Source organism: Streptomyces sp. NPDC004542, assembly GCF_040610035.1.
Lineage (GTDB): Bacteria > Actinomycetota > Actinomycetes > Streptomycetales > Streptomycetaceae > Streptomyces.
On the sequence record NZ_JBEXLP010000043.1, the window covers coordinates 17,293 to 37,435 of the forward strand.

Consider the following 20,143-nt stretch of genomic DNA (forward strand, 5'->3'; position numbering starts at 1 on the left):
ACTCGGGTTCAGCCCGTGGCGAGGATCTCCGCCAGGAAGTCGTCGACCCGGACCTCTTCCCGGCCCGGCGGCACGGCTTCCCAGGTCTCCCGCAGGAAGGCGGCGACGGCGGGCGCCCAGGCGTACACCACGGCCCGGTGGCGGCCGCCGTCGGGCCGCGCGTCACCGAAGAAGTCCATCCTGAGTTCGTGCCACCGTCCGGTGGCCACCGGCCTGAACCGAACGTCCCCGACGCCCACCGGCCTGTCCAGCCCGTCCCCGAGCATCTCCCGGTCCAGCCGCCACCGGGCGAGCACCCGCCCGTCGTGGGCGAACACCGCCGTGACGGCGAGCGGGTCCTCGGCGTCGTACGTCAGGTGCGCGAGCACGGGACAGCGCTCCGTACCGCCCGCCTGGAGCTGTACGACGAGGGTCTTGTGCACGAAGGGAGTCACTCCAGGGCCTCCGGGACGATCGGGCGTAGGACCCTCTAGTACCCCTCAGGCGCGCAAGATGCTCAGTCGTCCCGGTGATTGTCCGTGATTGCCCTCACTGCCGGTCAGCCGAGGGCGTCCCGCAGGGCCGGCAGCAGCGTCTTCGCGGACCAGTCCAGGTACGCCGGCTGCGAGTCGCCGCCGATCTGCACCAGGGCGATCTCGGTGTATCCGGCCTCGGCGTACGGCAGCACGGCCTTCACGAAGTCGTCCGGGTCGTCGCCGCACGGGATCGACGCGGCGACGTCGTCGGGCGTCACGAACTGGGTCGCCGCCTCGAAGGAGTGCGGGTGCGGCAGTTCGGCGTTGACCTTCCAGCCGCTGCCGAACCAGCGGAACTGGGAGTGCGCCCGCTCGACCGCGGCGTCCCGGTCGGGGTCGTAGCAGACCGGCAGCTGCCCCACCCGCGGCTTGCCGCTGCCGCCGTGCCGGTCGAAGGCCTCCAGCAGGCCCGCCTTCGGCTCGGTGGCGATGACCAGGTCGGCGTGGTGGCCGGCGAGCTTGCAGGACTGCTCGCCGGAGACGGCTATGCCGATCTGCGGCGGCTGGTCCGGCAGGTCCCACAGCCGGGCCGAGTCCACGTCGAAGTGCCTGCCGTGGTGGGTGACGTGACCTCCTCCGAAGAGCGCGCGGATGATCTCCACAGCCTCCTCGAGCATCTCGTGCCGCACGTCGACCGGCGGCCAGCCGCCGCCCACGACGTGCTCGTTGAGGTTCTCCCCGGCGCCGAGTCCGAGCCGGAAGCGGCCCTCGGACAGCAGCTGCATCGTCGCCGCCTTCTGCGCCACGATCGCCGGGTGGTAGCGCATGGTCGGGCATGTCACGTAGGTCATCAGCGGAATGCGCGACGTGGCCTGGGCAGCGGCGCCGAGGACGCTCCACGCGTAGGGGGAGTGGCCCTGGGAGCGCAGCCAGGGGAAGTAGTGGTCCGAGGTCACCGAGAAGTCGAAACCGGCCTCCTCGGCGCGGACCAGATGGTCGACGAGGTCACGCGGGCCGGCCTGCTCGGTCATCATCGTGTATCCGATGTGCACCATGGGTATCGGGTCCCCGGCCTGGGGGAGGGTAAACAGCCCGTCCGGGCGACGGGCCTCAGCCCGTCGACGGCCGGAAGGTCCGAAGGAAGACGCTCTTCGCCTCCCGGTCGGCGGCGCTCTCCCAGTCCGCGGCCGGCGTGGTGAAACGCAGGGAGAAGCCCTGCTGGTCGCCGACGAGGAAACCCCGTCCGAAGGTGTGCACGGCATCGGCGCCGGTTCCGGAGAGCCATTCCATGTCGGCCGCCTTGTGGCCCTGGTAGGTGGTCGCCCGGATCTCGCCGATCCGCCGGTAGCCCGCCAGCTTCTCCAGATCCGGCTCCACGTCGTCCCGCCAGATGGCGACCGGGTCGGGCCCCACGCGCGCGCCCTCGCTGTGGGTGACCGTCAGGGTGGGCGCGCCGTCCGCCGTGCCGAAGGTGACGCGGTAGGCGTCGGTGGCGCGTGCGGTGTCCAGCCGCTTCCAGCCGTCGGGCAGCGCGACGGAGAAGCCTTCCGGGGCGGTGTAGCGGTGGTAGCCGTCGGGCAGGGCGGTGGTGGTGGGTGACGGCGCGGGACCGCCCGAGGGGCCGGCGGTCCGCGTGGCGGTGGGGGAGGGGGTGCGGGAGGGGGAGGCCGACGCGGAGGGGGTCTGTGCCCCGTCCGTGCGCTCGCTCGCGGAGGAGGTGGGAGCGGCGACGGACGGCCGGCGCGAGCCGCCGGAGTCCGCGGTGTCCGTGTCCGTGCCGGTGCCGGGCAGCCTGTGCGTCGCCGCCAGCACGGCCACCGCGACGGTGACCACGGCCAGCGCGGTCCCGGCCACCATGGTGCGCCGGCTCCACGCCCCGCCGGGGTGCAGGACCGCGGTGCGGGCGGCCCGCAGCCGGGACACGGGAGCGTTCTTCCGGTCCGCGCCCGGGGCCTCGTCCAGGACCCGGGTGAGCGCCTCGCGGACCACCGGCCGGGTCAGCCGCTCCCGCGAGTCCTTGCGCAGCAGGCCCTGGACGACCTGGGTCAGCGGACCGGCGCGCAGCGGGGTGCGCACGGGCAACCGGTCCACGCCCTTCAGGGTGGCCTCGAACCGGCCGCGGTCCCGGAACGGCGGCCGTCCCTCCACCATGGTGTAGAGGATCGCGCCCAGCGCCCACAGGTCGGCGGCCGGGCCGATGCGCTCGTCGCGGGCCTGCTCGGGGGAGGCGTACGCCGGTGCGGTCAGCCGAGGGACGAGGGTCGCGCCGGCGAGGCCGAAACCCGTGACGACGACCGGGCCGCGTTCGGGCACGAACACCTGGCCGGGGCTGAGCTCGCCGTGGGTGAATCCCTCGTCGTGCGCCGCCTCCAGCACGTCGAGCAGCTCCAGCCCGATCCGGGCCGCCCGCACAGGGTGGAACGAGCCCTCCTGGGAGAGCACCTCCCCCAGCGGTCTGCCGCCGATCACGTCGGTGACCGTCCACAGCGTGCCGGACTCCTCGACCGCGTCGATCACCATCGGCACCCGGCCCGGACGCAGCACGCTCATGACCTCCGAGGTACGCAGCACCCGCGCGCAGGTGCGGCGGGGGGCCTCCTCCGGAGAGTCCGCCGGGAGCGCGATCTGTGTGACCAGCCGGGGCCGCTCCGCCTCCAGGTCCTCGGCGTACCAGCGGACGCGGTTCGTCTCGCGGCCGACGGCCTCGAGGAGCCGGTACCTTCCGGCGACCAGCTCTTGTGCGGAGACATGCGCCTTGACCATGGTCATCCTTCGCTGCAACCCCTGCCTCGTCTTTCCCAGAGGTACGGAGCGCGCGACACGATGCGTTCAAAGAATCCGCAACTCGAAGACGCTTCTTGCCTCATGTTCGAATGGCGAGCGGGCCCCGGGACGTGGGGAAAACGAGGCATGGCCGGGACTCGACCTGTGGGTAACCGACGGTAAAGGCATGGGCGCCGACGGCCGCCGGAGCGCGGGCGGCTCAGCGCGGCCCGAACCGCTCGGCCCACTCGACGACTTCCCGCGGCGTGGCGTTGCCGCCGCACACCACCAGGCCGAGCCGTGCGCCGTCGCCGACCCGCTCCAGCACCTGCCGCGCCGCCGGGAGCAGGCAGCCCGCGGCGGGTTCCGCCCACACCTTGGCGTGGTCGGCGAGCTCGAGGCAGCCCCGCACGGCCTCCCGGTCCGGGACCACGAGGACCTCCTCCACCAGCGCGCGGACATGGTCGTACGTCAGCTGCGACACGGACGGAGCGCTGAGCGTGGTCACGATCGACGACAGCGCGACCGGCACCGGCCCGCCCGCGGCCAGCGCCTGGGACATGGCCTGGGCACCCTCCGTCTCCACGCCCCAGACGCGCACGCCCGGACGGCGGGCCCGCAGCGCCGTCGCGACACCCGCGATCAGTCCTCCGCCGCCGACGCTGACCAGCACGTCGGTCAGCTCGTCCGCGTCCTGGGCCAGCTCCAGCCCCACGGTGCCCTGCCCCGCGATCACCACCGGGTCGTCGAAGGGATGGACCAGGGTCAGCCCCTCGTCCCGGAGCCGGGTCACCAGCTGGAAGGCGCTGTCCATGCCGTCGGTGAGCCGCACCGACGCCCCCGCCGCCTCGACGATCCCGATGGAGCGGGCCGGCGCCGTACGGGGCATCACCACCGTCGCCTTCACATGCAGCGCCGCGGCCATCACCGCGAGGGCCACCCCGTGGTTGCCGCCGCTCACCGCCACCACCCCGGCCGCCCGCTCGGCCTCGCTCAGCGACAGCAGCTTGGCGGTCGCGCCGCGGGCCTTGAAGGAACCGGTGCGCTGCAGCAGTTCCAGCTTGGCGGCGACCGGGGCGCCGAGCAGCTCGGCCAGGCCCGGACTCGGCACGGTCGGGGTGCGCACGACATGTCCGGCGATGGTCCGTGCCGCGGTTTCGATCTCCGAAATCCCGGTCAAGGCGGTCACCCTTCCGGCGCGGGGAGCGACGGACCGCGCCACTTCGCAGCCTCACCCGCGGGGCCGGTCAAGGTCAACTCCGTTTCACAGGTCGCGGCGCACCAGGAAGTCCAGCAGACAGCGCGGTTCCGCGGCGGCTCCGGCCGCCAGCGCAACGCCGGCGAGCGCCGCCCGGGCCGTGGCCGTGTGCCGCCGGGCCTCGGCCAGCGCCGCGGTGCGGCCGCCCAGCTCCTCGATCAGCGCGGCCGCCGCGTCCGGCTCCGGGGAGGAGTCCAGGAGCACGGCGAGACGCCGGGCGGCCTCGTCGGGCCGGCCGGCGCGCTCGGCGGCGCGCAGCCGCTCGGTGCCCTCGGATTCTGCCCCGGCCGAAGGGGCCGGGGCTGTCTCGGTCTGCTGTCGATCAAGGCGCCGGTACGGCCGGCGGGGTTGCCTGTGCGGAGCGGATCGTTCCTCCGGGCGTCAGTGCTGCTCCGCCTTCTGCGGCGTCACCTCGCTCGGGCGCACCACGACGTACCCCTCGCCCTGGAGCATCAGCTGCACGGCCTCCCCGGAACCGCCGCGCAGCATCGAGCCGATGGACTGCGAGCGGTGCAGCGAGGTCTGCAGACGGTCGGTCCAGCCCACCACCGCGTCCGTGTCGACGTACACCGGCTGCTGGGCGGAGACCGGTATGACCAGCGGATTGCCCTCGCACATCAGGCCGAGCCGGCCCTGCCCGGTGAAGACGCTGTTGAACAGGCCGCCCCCCGCGATGCCCGCGCCCTTGACGGTCTTGATCTCGTACGACAACGAGGCGTCGAAGCACAGCACATTGCGGCCGTTGACGGTGAACTGGTCACCGGGCTCGACATCGACGACGAAACAGTTCTGCGCCTCGTGCGCGAACCACGCCTCACCCTGGCCGCGCACCGCCATCAGTGGCAGGCCCTCACCGGTGAACGCTCGCTTGAGCATGCCGCCGACGCCCTGCCCCTTGCGCTCGAACTGGAGGTTGCCGCGCCAGGCGACCATCGCGCCCTGACGGGCGTGCATCTCGCCGTTCACCGTGTATCGGAGGCACTTGGCGTTCTCGACGGACATGCCCGGCTGCGCGGCCGGCTGCACCATGTGCTGACTGGAAAACAGATCACCCTTCATGCGTGCATGGTGTCCCGGACGAAGCCGTTCCGCCAAGATCGCGGAAGGGCGGCCGGGTCACAACGGCTCGTCGCTCCGCCGGGCGGCCGCGGCGCCCCGCCGGACCGAGGCCCGTTCGCCGCAGAACGCCGATTCCAGGGTGCCCGCCAGCGTGCCGAGCACGTCCGCGTTGTTGGACGTGTTGGCGACCGCGGTGAGGCTGCGCCGGCCGTCCTTCGAGGCGAAGGCGTAGGTGTAGTAGCCCTGGACGGCGCCGGTGTGGCCGTAGACCGACACTCCGCAGGACAGGGTGCGGCGGCGCAGCCCGAGCCCGTACGCCGTGGTGCTGTCGACCGGGATCCACCGCTCCATCTCCGCCAACTGTGCGGCCGGGATCAGCCTTCCGCCGAGCAGGGCGGAGTAGAAGGTGTTCAGATCGTGCGCGCTGGAGATCACGGCCCCCGCGCTCTGCGCCCAGGAGACCGTCTGCCGCGTGGCGTCGACCAGCGCGGCCCCCGCCGTGTCGGGCGTGAGGTAGCCCTTCGTGTGGCGGCCCGGGATCCCCGTGTCCGGGTGGACGTAGAAGGTGTCCTCGAGCTTCAGCGGCTTGAAGATCCGGTTCTCGTACTCGGTCCGCACGGTGTGCCCCGTCAGCTCCTCGATGAGCATCCCGGCGACGACGAAGTTGGTGTTGGAGTACGCGTAGGCGGCGCCCGGCGCGTTGGTGCGCGGCCTCTGCAGGGAGAGGCCGACCAGTTGGCGGTAGGTGAAGACCTTGTCGCGCACCGCCTCGAAGCCGGAGACGCTCTCGGCGAACATGTCGTCGGTGTAGTCGTGCAGGCCGCTGCGGTGGCCGAGCACGTGCCGCACCGTGATCCCGTCGTCCGGCAGCAGGCCGGGCAGGTAGCGGTTGACCGGCGTGTCGAGGCTCAGCCTGTGCTCGTCGACCAGTTGCAGCAACACGACGGTCGTGAAGGACTTGGTGACACTGCCGACGCGGAAGCGGTCCGCGGTGTCGATGGCCCGCAGGGTGTCGCTGTCGGCGATGCCCCGCACCTCCTGGTACACGGCGCCGTCGTCGTCGATCCGGGCCATGGCGCCGGGCGCGCCCTTGGCGACTGCCGAACTCAGCACCCCGCGCAGCCCGGCGGTGTCGGGCGCCGGCAGACCCGCCGTGCGCGGCCGGGCCTGCTGGGGCGCGGCCTGCGCGGGGACCGCGAGCAGGGAGAGGGCGACCGCCCCGAGGACCAGACCTCTGCCAACCGTCGTCGCGACCATCCGGTGCCGTCCCCTCTGCACCTTTTGTGGTGCGAGATCTGTCACATACAGGCGAGGGAACCTACTCGCATCTCGTCACATCACCACAGGCGACACACAGTTGGTCAGGTATTGATCACCCTGTGGCACTCATTCGTAAAGGATTGTCATAGAAGACTGCGAAAGCGATCATTCCGGCTTTACGCGGACATGACTTATCCGTAAGGGTTCCGGCGGGGGCCCGACCAGCCCCTGTGGCGCGGATCCAACCCTCGCCATGCCCCAAGGCGGTTGGCGACCCCGGCCGTCTTCGAACAAGGGAACCCCACATAGTGCGTAGACCGCACATACGCAGCGCGGCCATCGCCATCGCGGTGGCGACGGCCGCCACGGGCCTGGCCGGCACGGCCTTCGCCGGCTCCGCCACGGGGGCGGAGCACGGCGTGTCGTCGCCGGCGGCGAAGACCGCCTCGGTCGTGAAGGCCGCGCGCACCGCGGCGTTCGCCCATGCCGCCGCGACCGGCGTGTCGCAGGGGGACGAGCTCCACGCCCAGGACGTCATGATCGACCCGGAGGGCGCCCGCCACGTCCGGTTCGTCCGTACGCACCGGGGAATGCCGGTACTCGGCGGCGACCTCGTCGTGCACCTGTCCCGGCAATTGGCCTACACCGGTGTCACCCGGGCGACCGGCCACGCGGTGACGCCGGCCGACTCCCAGCGCGTCAGGCTGACGGCCCGGCAGGCCGAGCGGAAGGCCGCCACGGCCGCCAAGGGCGACGCGGGCACCGCCGAACTCGTGGTGGACGCCCGCGACGGCGCCTCGGCCCTCGCCTACCAGGTGACGGTGACCGACAACGGCAGCTCGCACACCGTCGTCATCGACGCCGTCACCGGCACGGTGCGCAGCAACACGCCCGACAGCGACGAGTTCCTGTCCCCGAAGCTGCTCGACACCCTGCGCCGGCGGGGCGAGACGGTCGACCCGGCCACCGGTGTCGCCTCCGCCACCGGCGCCGGCCTCCTCGGCTCGGGCCTGTCCGGCGTCACGCACTACCCGGCGACCGCGCACGGCACCGGCAAGACCCTCTTCGTGGGCGACGTCGGCCTGACCACCACGGCGACCTCGCGGGGCCACTACCAGCTGAAGGACCCGAGCCGGTACGGCACCGAGACCCGGGACGCCAAGGGTTCCTCCACGGAGAAGTTCGGCGCCGGCACGAAGTTCACCAACACCACCGACGTGTGGGGCAACGGCAAGACCACCAGCCGGGTCAGCGCCGCCGCCGACGCCCAGTACGGCGTCACCAAGACCCTGGACTTCTACAAGAAGACCTTCAACCGCAAGGGCATCGCCAACAACAGCAAGGCGGCCCGGGCGATGGTCCACTGGGGCAAGAAGGTCGCCAACGCCTTCTGGGACCCCACCTGCACCTGCATGCTGTACGGCGACGGCGACGGCGACATGTTCAAGAAGCCGCTCGTCGTCCTCGACGTCACGGGTCACGAGCTGACCCACGGCGTGGTGGAGGCGACCGCGAAGCTCGAGCCGACCATCGTCGACTCGGACGGCAACCAGTACGGTGAGCCCGGCTCGCTGAACGAGTCGCTCGCGGACATCTTCGGCTCCAACGTGGAGTTCTTCGCCAACAACGCGAAGGACACCCCGGACTACCTGGTCGGCGAGAAGCTGGGCCTCGCGCAGAAGTTCCTGCGCCGCCTCGACCGCCCGTCGCTCGACAAGCTCGAGGGCACGATCGACTACTGGTCGCCCGACGTGTACTACACCGAGGTGCACGCCGGTTCCGGCGTCTCCTCGCACGCCTACTACCTCCTCGCGGAGGGCAGCGGCAAGAAGAAGATCGGCACGGTCACCTACGACTCGCCGACCTACGACCAGTCCACGGTCAAGGGCATCGGCCGCACGAAGGCCACCGCCGTCTTCTACCGTGCGCTGACCCGTTACATGGTCTCCACCACCGACTTCCACGACGCGCGCACCGCGACGCTGCAGGCGGCCAAGGACCTGTACGGCGCGAGCAGCACCGAGTACGAGACGGTGGACAAGGCGTGGGCCGCGGTCAACGTCACCGCCGCCAACACGCCGGCCGACCGCCACTGAGCGGACCGGCCCCGGCCGACCCGAGTGCCCCGCGCCCCGCGCGGGGCACTCGTGCGTCCGCCCAACTGCCCTGCTCTGACTCCTGTTTCTTTTATTGACAGCGGAAAATAATGGCCCTAGGTTCCCGGCCATGCCCTCGACCTCCCGGACCGAGACGTTCCCGGCGCACACCCCGGCCGCCTCGCAGGTCTTCACCCTCCTGCTCTCCCACGGCCCCCTCACCCGGCTGGAGGCGGCCCGGCGGGCCGGACTGTCGGCGGCCGCCGTCACCAAGGCGGTGCGGCCCCTGCTCGAGGCCGGATACCTGGTGGAGGACGCCGACCAGGAGGCCCGCCCCGCCCTCGGGCGCCCCGCGAACCTGGTGCGCGTCGACGCGGAGCGGGCGCTGTTCGCGGGCGTCAAGGTGACCGGCGACGAGGCCATCGGCGTGCTGACCGACCTGTGCTGCCGGATCCGCCTGGCCCGGCGCGTCCCCCTGCCGGACCGGGAGACCAGGGCCGTGCTGGCCTCACTGGGGCAGCTGACGCACGAACTGCGCGTGGCGGCCGACGAGTTGCGCCTGCCCGTGCTCGGCCTCGGCATCGCCGTCTCCGGGGACGTCGACCGCGCCGAGGGCGTCGTGCGCTACTCGCCCTTCCTGGGCTGGCGGGACGTGCCGCTGGCCGAACTCGCCTCGATGACCTGCGGGCTGCCGGTCACCGTCGACAACGACGTCCGGGCGCTGACCGTCGCCGAGCAGTGGTTCGGGGCCGGTGCGGGGCTGTCGGACTTCGCGGTGGTGACCGTGGGCGCGGGCATCGGCTGCGGTCTCGTGGTGCACGGGCAGGTGGTCGCCGGCGCGCACGGCGTGGCGGGCGAGATCGGTCATGTGGCCGTCGATCCCGCCGGGCCGCCCTGCCACTGCGGCAACCGCGGCTGCGTGGAGGCGATCGCCTCCGAGGCGGCGATCGTGGCCCGCGTCCGGGAGGTGACGGGCCGCCGGGTGAACCACGGCGCCGACGCGGTGGCCCTCGCCCACCAGGGCGTCGCCGGTGTGCGCGAGGTGTACGCCACGGCGGGGGAGGCCATCGGCCGTGGCATCGCGACCGTGGCCAACTTGCTCGGCCCCGAACGGGTGATCATCTCCGGCGAAGGGCTGGCCGCCTACGACCTCTTCGCCGAGCACATCCGTGACGCGTTCACCGCGGCCGCCTTCGGCTCGGCCGCGCGGTGCGACGTACAGACCCGCCCGCTGCCCTTCGAGGAGTGGGCCCGCGGGGCCGCGGCCGCCGCGATCCAGTCCTTCATCGCTCCCGACCCCCGACCGAGCCGCTGATCCGACATCCCCTGGAGGCCCGACCCATGCGGTCATCCTCGTACTCCGCCCTGCCCGCCCGCGCCCTGAGAGCCGCGGTGGTCCTGGCCCTCACCGCCGGTGCCGTCACCGTCGCCCCCGCGGCGCACGCCGAGACCACCGCCCCGGCCACCGCCGCCAAGCCCTGGATGGGCTGGTCGAGTTGGAGCATGCAGTCGTCCAGGTACCCCGGCCTCAACCCGGACGGCGACTACAGCTACCTGACCGAGACCAACGTCACGAAGCAGACCGACGCCCTCGCCGCCAAGCTGAAGAAGTACGGCTACGAGTACGTGAACATCGACGCCGGCTGGTGGCGCGACAGCACCTGGAAGCCCGGATACGACCGCTACGGCCGCCAGAAGGCCGACCCGGAGCGCTTCCCCGGCGGCATGAAGGCCGTCGCCGACCGCATCCACGCCAAGGGCCTCGAGGCCGGCATCTACCTGCCCGCCGGACTGGAGAAGGAGGCGTACGGCGACGGGAAGACACCGGTCCACGACGCCGACGGCTGCACCACCGCCGACGTCGTCTACCCCGACCTGCGCACCACCAACGGCTGGGACAGCTCCTACCAGCTCGACTTCTCCCGCCCCTGCGCACAGAGGTACATAGACTCCCAGGCGCAGTCGATCGCCGACTGGGGCTACGACTTCCTCAAGCTGGACGGGGTCGGCCCCGGCTCCGGCAAGAGCGGCGACCAGTACGACAACGTCGCCGACGTGGCCGCCTGGAACAGGGCCATCGCCGCCACCGGCCGTCCCGTCCACCTCGAGCTCTCCTGGTCGCTGGACATCGGCCACGCCGACGACTGGAAGAAGTACGCGAACGGCTGGCGCATCGACACCGACGTCGAGTGCTACTGCAACACCCTCGTCAGCTGGGAGAACTCCGTCGACGACCGCTGGGACGACGCCCCAGGCTGGACGCGGCACGCCGGCCCCGGCGGCTGGAACGACCTCGACTCCCTGGACGTCGGAAACGGCGCCATGGACGGCCTGACCAAGGCCGAACGGCAGAGCTACGCCACCCTGTGGGCCATCGCCAAGTCCCCCCTCTACACGGGCGACGACCTCACCCGCCTCGACGACTACGGCCTGAAGCTCCTGACGAACCGCGAGGTCATCGCCGTCGACCAGGCCGACGCCCCGCCCGCCCGGCCGGTCACCCCCTCCGACCCCCAGCAGGTGTGGGCGGCGAAGAACCCCGACGGCATCCGCACCGTCGCCCTGTTCAACCTCGCCGACGCCCCCGCCGCCGTCACCGCCGACTTCTCCTCCCTCGGCTTCACCGGCAAGGCGGCCGTCCGGGACCTCTGGAACCACGAGGACCTCGGCACGTACCAGAACAAGATCACCGAGGCGCTGCCCGCCCACGGCTCCCGCCTGTTCACCGTCACCCCGCACGGCGCCGCCCTCACCACGACCGCCTACGAGGCCGAGTCCACCGCCAACACCCTCACCGGCAACGCCTCCGTCGCCGACTGCTCGGCCTGCTCCGGCGGGAAGAAGGCCGGCAACCTCTACCTCGGCGGCAAGCTCCGCTTCGACGACATCGTCGTCGACAGGCCCGGCACCTACCTGGTGCGGGTCGCCTACATCAGCGGCGACGCCCGGTCCGTCGACATCTCCGCCGGCTCCGGGGCGGCGACCCGTCACAGGTTCCCCTCCACCGGCGACTGGGGGACCGTGGAGACGGTGAGCGTGCCGGTGACGCTGAAGGCGGGCGCCAACACGATCACCTTCGACAGCAGCGGTCCCGGCTACGCGCCGGACATCGACCGGATCGACGTGCCCAGGTCACCGCGGTAGAGGATTCGGAGCCCACCATGCAGAACCCGTCCAGCAGACGCGGCTTCCTGACCCTCGCCGCCGCGACCGGTGCCCTCGCCGGACTGCCCGCCTTCACCGCCACGGCCGCGCCCCGGCGGCCCGCCGAGCCGCCCGTGGCGGAGGGGACTTCACGCCACCTCCTGTGGTGGCAGGCCCCCGCCGACGAGCACTCGATGATCGACCAGGGCCTGCCGGTGGGCAACGGCCGCCTCGGCGCCCTCGCGAGCAACGACCCGGGCCGCGAACTGCTCCTGATCACCGACGCCACGATGTGGACCGGCGGCCGCAACGACACGCTCGACGCCGACGGCCAGTTCCCCTACGGCCGTGCCGACTTCGGCTCCCTCACCCTGCTCGCCCGCCTCTGCGTCGACCTCCCCGACCACGACCTGTCCGCCGTCTCCGGCTACCGCCGCACCCTCGACCTCGAACAGGGCGTGGTCACGACCTCGTACGTCCGCTCCGGAGTGACGTACACCAGACGGCTGTTCGCGAGCCGCCCCGACGACGTGATCGTCCTGCACCTCACCCAGCAGGGCGGCGGCCACCACACCGGCACCGTGACCCTCGAGGGAACGCACGGCGAGAAGTCCGCGCACGCCGGCTCCTTCGCCGGCTCCTTCGCCGGCGGGCTGCGGTACGGGGCCGCGGTCACCGCGTACGGCAGCGGCGGACGCGTCCGCGTCGACGGCACCCGCGTCACCTTCGCCGGATGCGCGGAGCTGACGGTCGTGGTCTGCGGCGGCACGGACTACGCCCCCGACGCCGCCGCCCACTACCGGGACCCCTCCCTCGACCCGGAGGAACTGGCCCGCACCAAGGTACGCGCCGCCGCCCGCCACTCGGCCGGCACGCTGCTGCGCACCCACGTCGCCGACCACCGGGCGCTGTTCGGGCGATTCGACATCTCCCTCGGCACGTCGACCGCCGCCCAGCGCTCCCTCGACACCTGGGAGCGGATCCAGGCCCGCGCCCGGGACGGCGAGCCCGATCCCGAACTCGAGGCCGCCCACCTCCAGTTCGGCCGCTACCTGATGATCGCAGGCTCCCGGGGCAGCCTGCCGCTGGGCCTCCAGGGACTGTGGCTCGACGGGAACGACCCGGACTGGATGGGCGACTACCACACCGACATCAACATCCAGATGAACTACTGGCTGGCCGACCGTGCGGGCCTGCCGTCCTGCTTCGACGCGTTCACCGACTACTGCGTGGCCCAGCTCCCCTCCTGGACCGACCTCACCAGCAGACTGTTCGACGACCCCCGCAACCGCTACCGCAACTCCAGCGGCAAGAACGCCGGCTGGACGGTGGCCATCTCCACCAACCCGTACGGCGGAGGCGGCTGGTGGTGGCACCCGGCGGGCAACGCCTGGCTCTGCAACACCCTCTTCGAACACTACGAGTTCACGGCATCGCGGGCCCATCTGAAGAAGATCTACCCGCTCCTCAAGGGCGCCTGCGAGTTCTGGGAGGCCCGGCTGCTCACCCACACCCTGCCGGAGACCGGCCGGGAGGTCCTCATCGCCGACAGCGACTGGTCACCGGAACACGGCCCGCTCGACGCCAAGGGCATCACCTACGCCCAGGAACTCGTCCACGCGCTCTTCGGTAACTACCGCACCGCCGCGGCCGAACTCGGCAGGGACGCCGGCTACGCCCGCACCGTCGGCGCGCTCCGCGAGCGCCTCTACCTCGCGGTGGTGAGTCCGAAGACGGGCTGGCTGGAGGAGTGGATGTCCCCCGACAACCTCGGCGAGACCACCCACCGGCACCTGTCCCCGCTCATCGGCCTCTTCCCCGGCGACCGCATCCGGCCCGACGCCTCGACCCCCGCCGACATCGTCGCCGGAGCCACCGCGCTGCTCACCGCCCGCGGCATGAACAGCTTCGGCTGGGCCAACGCCTGGCGCGCCCTGTGCTGGGCCCGACTGAAGGACGCCGACAGGGCCTACCAGTCGGTCGTCACCAACCTGCGCCCCTCCACCGGCGGCGGCAACGGCACGGCACCGAACCTCTTCGACATCTACGAGGCCGAGCCGGGCCGTGGCATCTTCCAGATCGACGCCAACCTCGGCACCCCGGCCGCGATCACCGAGATGCTGCTGTACTCCCGGCCCGGCCACCTGGAGCTGCTGCCCGCCCTTCCGGACGCCTGGGCCGCGTCCGGTTCGCTCACCGGGGCGGGAGCGCGCGGCGGCTTCGTCGTCGACCTGCGCTGGACGGACGGCAGACCGACCGAGGCGCGGATCCGCAGCGTCGGGGGCCGCACGACCGAGGTGGCGTACGCCGGCACCTCCCGGACGGTCACCCTGCGCCCCGGCGAGTCCGTCACGCTGAAGGGCTTCGCCCGGTGACCCGCCGCGGCGCGCGGATCTGCCGCATGGCGGTCGTCCTGCTGACCGTGCTCGGCTGCCAGACGGCCCCCGCCCGGGCGACGCCCGGCGTTCCGCAGGGGGTCGTCACCTGGGCGGCGAGCGCCGACCGGCTGGGCGACGGCGTCGCCGACCGCTCCTACCGGCTGGTCGTGCACACCAGTGCCGCGGGCAGCGGCCTGCGGGTCCGTCTCTCCAACGCCTTCGGAGACCGGCCGCTGACTCTCGACAGCGTCTACGCGGGGGTGCGGGACCAGGGCGCCGCCCTGCGGCGGGGCAGCAACCGGCGGCTCACCTTCGACGGCGCCCGCACGGTCACCGTCCCGGCGGGGGCCACCGTCTGGAGCGATCCGCTGCCCGGCGCCCTGCCCGCCGCCACCGACCTGGTGATCAGCCTGCACAGTCCGGACGCGGCCGGCCCCGCCACCGGTCACGGCATGGCCATGCAGACGTCGTACATCACCCAGGGCGACCACACCGCCGAGGAGGGCGCCGTCCACTGGAGCGGCACGACCGGCTCCTGGTTCTACCTCGACGCCGCCTCCGTACGCCCGCCGGAGGCGGCGACCGGTGCCGTCGTCGCCCTCGGTGACTCCATCACCGACGGCTGGCACTCCACCACCGACCTCGACCGCCGCTGGCCCGACTACCTCGCCCGGCGGCTCCACAGGGCGGGCGGCCCGCTCCAGGGAGTGGCCAACGAGGGGATCTCCGGCAACATGGTCCTGGCCGACGGCGCCGGGCAGAGCGCCCTGCACCGGCTGGACCGGGACGTCCTGTCCCAGCCCGGGGTGCGGACCGTCTTCCTCTTCGAGGGCGTCAACGACATCAAGTCCCACACGGGCGTCACCGCCCAGGACCTGATCGCCGGTTACCGGCAGATCGCCCGGCGGGCGCACGCGGCCGGCACATGCGTGGTCGGTGCGACCGTCGGCCCGTTCAAGGGCTGGCCCGAGTGGGACCCGGCGGCGGAGGCCGTACGGCAGGAAGTGAACGCGTTCGTCCGTGACAGCGGGGAGTTCGACGCGGTCACCGACTTCGACCGCGTCCTGCGCAGCCCCTACGACCCCGAGCGGATGCTGCCGTTCCTCGACGGCGGCGACCACGTGCACCCGGGGGACAAGGGCATGCAGGCGATGGCCGACGCGGTCGACCTGGACTCGCTCGACTGCGCCGGCCGGCAGGAAACCGGCGGGGAACTCAGCGCAGCGTCTGAGCCCAGTCGGCCGGGCCCCGCCCCGCGGGTCCCGGCACGGGCTGGTCCGCCGGGTGGCTGACCGGCGGGGCCAGTTCGGGGCCGGAGTCGTACGCCTCCTCCGTGTCGTAGTTCCAGAACCACTCCTCGCCCGGTTCGAAGCTGCGGATCACCGGGTGACCGGTGGCGCGGTAGTGGGCGGTGGCGTGCTTGGACGGGGAGTCGTCGCAGCAGCCGATGTGCCCGCAGGCAGCGCAGCGCCGCAGGTGGAACCACCAGCCGCCGGTCGCGTCGCACTCCACGCAGCCGGTGCCGCTCGGCGGCACACTCGGGTCGATCGCGGACTCGCCGCTCATGCTGCCTCCTCGGGCGTCTCGGCGGTCAGGGGGAGCAGGACCTGGAAGCGGGTGTCGCCCGGCACCGACTCCACCTGGAGGGTGCCGTGGTGCTTGTTGACGACGATCCGCCAGGAGATGTCCAGGCCCAGCCCGGTGCCCTGGCCCACCGGCTTGGTGGTGAAGAAGGGGTCGAAGATACGGTCGCGGATCTCCGGCGGGATCCCGGGTCCAGTGTCCCGGAACTCCACCAGCACCCGCTCGTTCTCCAGCGCGGTCCGCACGGTCAGGGTGCCGTCCCCGCCCGCGTCGTCGATGGCCGAGACCGCGTTGTCGATGAGGTTGGTCCACACCTGGTTGAGCTCCGCCGGGTAGGCGGGGATCCTTGGGACCGTGCGGTCGTACTCCTTGACGACCCCGATGCGCGGGCCGATCTTGCCCGACAGCATCAGCAGGGTGCTGTCGAGCAGTTCGTGCACGTCCACGACCCGGTAGGGCGCGCGGTCCAGCTGCGAGTACTGCTTGGCGGCGTCGACGAGGTGCGAGATGCGGCTGGTGGAGTCGTCGATCTCGTTCATCAACAGCTCGGTCTCGATGGTGTAGTTGAGCCAGCCGACGGCCCCGGGCAGGATCTCCTCGCCCACGGCCGCCGCGACCTGTTCCAGCCAGTCGATGTCGAGACCGGCCTGCACGAAGGTCGGCGCGAGCTGCCAGCCCTGGCCGATGCCGTGGTCGTCCAGCCAGTCGGCGAGGGCGTCCTCCCGGTCCGAGGCCTGAAGCGGACTGAGCACCGGGGCCTTGGCGACCCGCTCGGCCGTGCGCTCCTGGATCTCGATCAGCTCCGCCAGCGCCTCGCGGGAGAAGGGGCCCTCGGCGATCACGGCGAGCTTGTGCCGCATCTTGGCCACCCGCTCCCGCAGCGTCGCCGTGGCCCGGACGGCCGCCGCCGCCGGGTTGTTGAGCTCGTGCGTGAGACCGGCCGACAACGAGCCGAGCGCCAGCAGGCGTTCGCGCTGCCCCACGGCGGCCTGGGTGTTCTTCGAACCGAAGAAGAGCCCCTCCAGCAGGTGGACGGCCATCGGGAACCACTCGCTCATGATCTCGGAGAAGGTGTCGGCCGGCAGCACGAAGAACCGCGTCGGCTGCGTCACCCGCATCGAGTTGTTGTACACCTGCCGCACCCGGTCCCCGAGGTAGGCCTGCATGGCGCCGCCGTACACCCCGCGCTGCGAGGTGCGGATGACCTCCACGTCGTCGCCGCCGACCCGGCGGGAGATCACCACCGTGCCCTCGATCATCACGTAGAAGCAGGTCGCCGGGTCACCCTCGGCGTACACCGGGCCGGGCTGGAACAGCTCGACCCGGCCCGCGGCGCACAGCCGCCCGAGCTGCTCGGGGGCGAGCTTCTCGAACAGGAAGAGCGAGGCGACCTCGTGCGGGCTGCACGGCATCGGCTGCCCGCTCACGACTGCTCCAGGTACCGGTGGACGAGCATCACGGCCATGGCTCCCTCTCCGACGGCGGACGCGACCCGCTTGGCGGACTCGGCGCGGGCGTCGCCCGCCACGAACACGCCCGGCACGCTGGTCTCCAGGTGGTACGGCGGCCGGTCCAGCTCCCAGCTCGCCGGCGGCCGGCCGTCGGCCGTCAGGTCGGGCCCGGCCAGGATGAAGCCCCGCTCGTCGCGCAGCACCGTCTCGCCCAGCCAGTCGGTCAGCGGAGCGGCCCCGATGAACACGAACATCCACTGGGCGTCCACCTGTTCGCGGTCCCCGGTCGCCACATGACGCAGCGTCAGCTGCTCCAGGCGGCCGGAACCGTGCGCGGCCTCGACCACCGTGTGACTGCGCACGGAGATGTTCGGGGCCTCGTTGATCTGCTGGATGAGGTAGTGCGACATCGACGCCGTCAGATCGGGTCCGCGCACCAGCAGCGTCACCGACTTGGCGAACCGGGACAGGTACATCGCCGCCTGGCCCGCCGAGTTGGCGCCGCCGACGATGTACACGTCGTGTCCCTGGCAGGTGGGCGCCTCGGTCAGCGCGGAGCCGTAGAACACCCCGCACCCGGTCAGGTCGGTGCACCCGGCCGCCTCCAGCTGCCGGTACTGCACGCCGGTCGCCAGGATGATGCTGTGCGCCGCGATCGCCGAACCGTCGGCGAACCGTACGACGCGCGCCGCCCCGTTGACCTCCAGTCCCGTCACCTCGCGCGCGGTGAGCATCTCGGCGCCGAACTTGGCCGCCTGCCGCCGTGCCCGGTCGGTGAGCTGGGCGCCGGAGACGCCGTCCGGGAAGCCGAGGTAGTTCTCGATCCGCGAACTCTGCCCGGCCTGCCCGCCGGTCGCCGACCGCTCCACGAGCACGGTCCGCAGGCCCTCCGAGGCCCCGTACACGGCCGCGCCGAGCCCGGCCGGACCACCGCCGATGACGACGAGGTCGTAGAAGTCCGCCGTCGGGGTCGTCGCCAGCCCCACCCGCGCGGCCAGCTCGGGCGCCTCCGGCTCGACCAGGGCCGTACCGTCCGGGGTGATCACCAGCGGCAGCCGCTGCCCGTCCTGCCCGGCCACGGCCAGCAGCCGCTGTCCCTCCGGCTCCTCGGCCGAGTACCAGCGGTAGGGCACCTGGTTGCGGGCCAGGAACTCGCGCACGTCCGACGACCTCGCCGACCAGCGGTGACCGACCACCTTGGTGCTGGCCACCGGCCGGTAGTCGCTCTGCCGCCACGCCCGGAGCAGATCGTCCAGCACCGGATAGAGCTTCTCCTCCGGCGGGTCCCACGGCTTGAGCAGGTAGTGGTCGAGGTCGACGACGTTGATCGCGTCGATCGCGGCGTCGGTGTCCGCGTACGCGGTCAGCAGTACGCGCCGGGCGCCCGGATACACGTCCAGGGCCTGTTCCAGGAACTCGATGCCGTTCATCTGAGGCATGCGGTAGTCGGCCAGGATCACCGCGACCAGATCCCCGCGCAGCTTCAGCTCGCGCAGCGCCTCCAGCGCGGACTCCCCGGACTCCGCGCGCACGATCCGGTACGACTCACCATAGCGCCGCCTGAGATCACGGGCGACGGCACGGGAGACACCCGGGTCGTCGTCCACGGTCAGGATGACCGTCCGCACTGCTTCGGCGGCCTGTGTCATGCGTCTCCCACCCCGTTGTCACCGCACGGTTCCCGCCCATCGTATGTTCGATCCCCGTGCCGCGCTCAGTGACCGTGCGGACAGTGCGCTCCGAGTACAGGACCCGGCACGGCGAGGCCAGGACGGCGGGTAGGGAAGACTGACCCGCACACAGCGCGATCCACGAGGAGGCCCGGACATGACACGCCCGATCACGGCAGGGTTCGACGGCACGGAGGAGAGCCTCGCCGCAGTGGCCTGGGCCGGTCGGGAGGCCGTACGCCGGGGACTGCCGCTGCGGGTGGTGCACGCCTGGCGGTACGAGGAGGCTCTGGGCGGCGCCGACCGCGACACCCAGGCCGGGTGGGTGACGGCGGCGCTGGCGGAGGCCGCGCGGACCGTGCGCGAACGGCATCCGGAGCTGACCGTGACGACCGACGCCGTCGAAGGCGGCACGGTTCAGTCGCTGGTCGCCGCCGCGGCCGGGGCCGAGACGCTGGTGCTGGGCTCGCGCGGGCACGGCGCCGTCGTGGGGTTCCTCCTGGGGTCCGTCGGGCAGCAGGTGATCGCGGAGGCCGCACGGCCCGTGGTACTGGTGCGCGCCGGGGACCGGCCGACGGGCGAGGCGGCCGGACGGGACGTCGTCGTGGGGCAGCAGGGCGGCCCCGAGGACAGCGCGGCGGCACTGCGGTTCGCCTTCGAGGCGGCGGCGGCCCGCGGCGCGACCCTCCGGGCCGTACGCGCCTGGACCCTGCCGCCGGTGTTCGCCTACAGCCCCGGCTCGCTGAAGCTGCTCGACGACGCCGGGGGCCTGGAGCCCTACGAGCGCAAGGCCCTGGCCGAGGCGCTGAAGCCGTGGCGGGAGCGGTTCCCCGGGGTGCCGGTGGCCGAGCAGGTGGAGATGGGCAGCGCGGGGCAGGTGCTGCTGTCGGTGGCCGGCCGGGCCCAGCTGATGGTCGTGGGGCGCCGCGCGCACCTCACCGCGGTCGGCGCGCGGATCGGCTCGGTGGCGCACGGGGTGCTGCACCACGCTCAGTGCCCGGTGGCCGTCGTCCCGCACGACTGAC

The 20,143-nt window shown here is 72.4% G+C and carries 16 protein-coding genes; 6 read left to right on the forward strand and 10 right to left on the reverse strand.

What is annotated here, in order from left to right:
* Positions 1 to 8: 8 nt before the first annotated feature.
* From ABZX30_RS22965 to ABZX30_RS22995, 7 genes are all read right to left on the reverse strand, one after another.
* The gene (locus tag ABZX30_RS22965; RefSeq protein ID WP_355936189.1) at positions 9 to 434 is read right to left on the reverse strand and encodes an SsgA family sporulation/cell division regulator; all 426 of its coding nucleotides are present in this window, start codon (positions 432 to 434) and stop codon (positions 9 to 11) included.
* Between the two features lie 104 nt (positions 435 to 538).
* On the reverse strand, positions 539 to 1,510 hold the full coding sequence (locus ABZX30_RS22970) for an LLM class F420-dependent oxidoreductase (RefSeq protein ID WP_355936192.1): 972 nt from the start codon (positions 1,508 to 1,510) through the stop codon (positions 539 to 541).
* 55 nt (positions 1,511 to 1,565) lie between these two features.
* Positions 1,566 to 3,224 carry a protein kinase gene (locus ABZX30_RS22975; protein ID WP_355936194.1) on the reverse strand — a complete coding sequence of 553 codons (1,659 nt, stop codon included), beginning with the start codon at positions 3,222 to 3,224 and terminating at the stop codon, positions 1,566 to 1,568.
* A gap of 214 nt (positions 3,225 to 3,438) precedes the next feature.
* The gene (locus tag ABZX30_RS22980) at positions 3,439 to 4,398 is read right to left on the reverse strand and encodes a threonine/serine dehydratase (protein ID WP_355936197.1); all 960 of its coding nucleotides are present in this window, start codon (positions 4,396 to 4,398) and stop codon (positions 3,439 to 3,441) included.
* 84 nt (positions 4,399 to 4,482) lie between these two features.
* On the reverse strand, positions 4,483 to 4,680 hold the full coding sequence (locus ABZX30_RS22985) for a hypothetical protein (protein ID WP_355936199.1): 198 nt from the start codon (positions 4,678 to 4,680) through the stop codon (positions 4,483 to 4,485).
* A gap of 177 nt (positions 4,681 to 4,857) precedes the next feature.
* Entirely contained in the window at positions 4,858 to 5,535 is a 678-nt protein-coding gene (locus ABZX30_RS22990; RefSeq protein ID WP_355936201.1) for an AIM24 family protein, read from the reverse strand.
* 57 nt (positions 5,536 to 5,592) lie between these two features.
* Complete coding sequence (locus tag ABZX30_RS22995) at positions 5,593 to 6,792, reverse strand: serine hydrolase domain-containing protein (protein WP_355936203.1); 1,200 nt, start codon at positions 6,790 to 6,792, stop codon at positions 5,593 to 5,595.
* Between the two features lie 311 nt (positions 6,793 to 7,103).
* Between ABZX30_RS22995 and ABZX30_RS23000 the strand changes: the two genes are divergently transcribed.
* From ABZX30_RS23000 to ABZX30_RS23020, 5 genes are all read left to right on the forward strand, one after another.
* Positions 7,104 to 8,891 (forward strand): M4 family metallopeptidase, encoded by a 1,788-nt coding sequence (locus ABZX30_RS23000; RefSeq protein WP_355936205.1) that lies wholly within the window; start codon positions 7,104 to 7,106, stop codon positions 8,889 to 8,891.
* A 130-nt stretch (positions 8,892 to 9,021) separates the two neighbouring features.
* The gene (locus ABZX30_RS23005) at positions 9,022 to 10,206 is read left to right on the forward strand and encodes an ROK family transcriptional regulator (RefSeq protein WP_355936208.1); all 1,185 of its coding nucleotides are present in this window, start codon (positions 9,022 to 9,024) and stop codon (positions 10,204 to 10,206) included.
* A gap of 26 nt (positions 10,207 to 10,232) precedes the next feature.
* Complete coding sequence (locus ABZX30_RS23010) at positions 10,233 to 12,035, forward strand: carbohydrate-binding protein (RefSeq protein ID WP_355936210.1); 1,803 nt, start codon at positions 10,233 to 10,235, stop codon at positions 12,033 to 12,035.
* A gap of 17 nt (positions 12,036 to 12,052) precedes the next feature.
* Positions 12,053 to 14,410: a glycoside hydrolase N-terminal domain-containing protein gene (locus tag ABZX30_RS23015; protein WP_355936212.1), complete on the forward strand. Its 2,358-nt coding sequence runs from the start codon at positions 12,053 to 12,055 to the stop codon at positions 14,408 to 14,410.
* Complete coding sequence (locus ABZX30_RS23020; RefSeq protein ID WP_355936214.1) at positions 14,407 to 15,705, forward strand: SGNH/GDSL hydrolase family protein; 1,299 nt, start codon at positions 14,407 to 14,409, stop codon at positions 15,703 to 15,705. The genes ABZX30_RS23015 and ABZX30_RS23020 overlap by 4 nt, the downstream gene beginning before the upstream one ends.
* Here ABZX30_RS23020 and ABZX30_RS23025 read toward each other — a convergent pair.
* Genes ABZX30_RS23025 through ABZX30_RS23035 form a run of 3 tightly spaced genes read right to left on the reverse strand, consistent with a single transcriptional unit; the run spans position 15,629 to position 19,097 of the window.
* Positions 15,629 to 15,979: a UBP-type zinc finger domain-containing protein gene (locus ABZX30_RS23025; protein WP_355936216.1), complete on the reverse strand. Its 351-nt coding sequence runs from the start codon at positions 15,977 to 15,979 to the stop codon at positions 15,629 to 15,631. The two genes, ABZX30_RS23020 and ABZX30_RS23025, sit on opposite strands and share 77 nt — an antisense overlap.
* The gene (locus tag ABZX30_RS23030; protein WP_355936218.1) at positions 15,976 to 17,424 is read right to left on the reverse strand and encodes an ATP-binding protein; all 1,449 of its coding nucleotides are present in this window, start codon (positions 17,422 to 17,424) and stop codon (positions 15,976 to 15,978) included. The genes ABZX30_RS23025 and ABZX30_RS23030 overlap by 4 nt, the downstream gene beginning before the upstream one ends.
* Positions 17,421 to 19,097, reverse strand: coding sequence for an FAD-dependent oxidoreductase (locus ABZX30_RS23035; protein WP_355936220.1), 1,677 nt, complete (start codon positions 19,095 to 19,097; stop codon positions 17,421 to 17,423). Before ABZX30_RS23035 ends, ABZX30_RS23030 begins: the two co-directional genes overlap by 4 nt.
* A 178-nt stretch (positions 19,098 to 19,275) precedes the next feature.
* Here ABZX30_RS23035 and ABZX30_RS23040 point away from each other — a divergent pair, with 178 nt between their 5' ends.
* Entirely contained in the window at positions 19,276 to 20,142 is an 867-nt protein-coding gene (locus tag ABZX30_RS23040; RefSeq protein WP_355936225.1) for a universal stress protein, read from the forward strand.
* The last annotated feature ends 1 nt before the right edge of the window (position 20,143 follow it).

What these genes read in the sequence shown, in the direction of transcription:
- ABZX30_RS22970 (WP_355936192.1), bottom strand. Translation starts at nt 1,510, where the DNA reads ATGGTGCACATCGGATACACGATGATGACCGAGCAGGCCGGCCCGCGT.
- ABZX30_RS22975 (WP_355936194.1), bottom strand. Translation starts at nt 3,224, where the DNA reads ATGACCATGGTCAAGGCGCATGTCTCCGCACAAGAGCTGGTCGCCGGA.
- ABZX30_RS22990 (WP_355936201.1), bottom strand. Translation starts at nt 5,535, where the DNA reads ATGAAGGGTGATCTGTTTTCCAGTCAGCACATGGTGCAGCCGGCCGCG.
- ABZX30_RS22995 (WP_355936203.1), bottom strand. Translation starts at nt 6,792, where the DNA reads ATGGTCGCGACGACGGTTGGCAGAGGTCTGGTCCTCGGGGCGGTCGCC.
- ABZX30_RS23005 (WP_355936208.1), top strand. Translation starts at nt 9,022, where the DNA reads ATGCCCTCGACCTCCCGGACCGAGACGTTCCCGGCGCACACCCCGGCC.
- ABZX30_RS23010 (WP_355936210.1), top strand. Translation starts at nt 10,233, where the DNA reads ATGCGGTCATCCTCGTACTCCGCCCTGCCCGCCCGCGCCCTGAGAGCC.
- ABZX30_RS23015 (WP_355936212.1), top strand. Translation starts at nt 12,053, where the DNA reads ATGCAGAACCCGTCCAGCAGACGCGGCTTCCTGACCCTCGCCGCCGCG.
- ABZX30_RS23025 (WP_355936216.1), bottom strand. Translation starts at nt 15,979, where the DNA reads ATGAGCGGCGAGTCCGCGATCGACCCGAGTGTGCCGCCGAGCGGCACC.
- ABZX30_RS23035 (WP_355936220.1), bottom strand. Translation starts at nt 19,097, where the DNA reads ATGACACAGGCCGCCGAAGCAGTGCGGACGGTCATCCTGACCGTGGAC.
- ABZX30_RS23040 (WP_355936225.1), top strand. Translation starts at nt 19,276, where the DNA reads ATGACACGCCCGATCACGGCAGGGTTCGACGGCACGGAGGAGAGCCTC.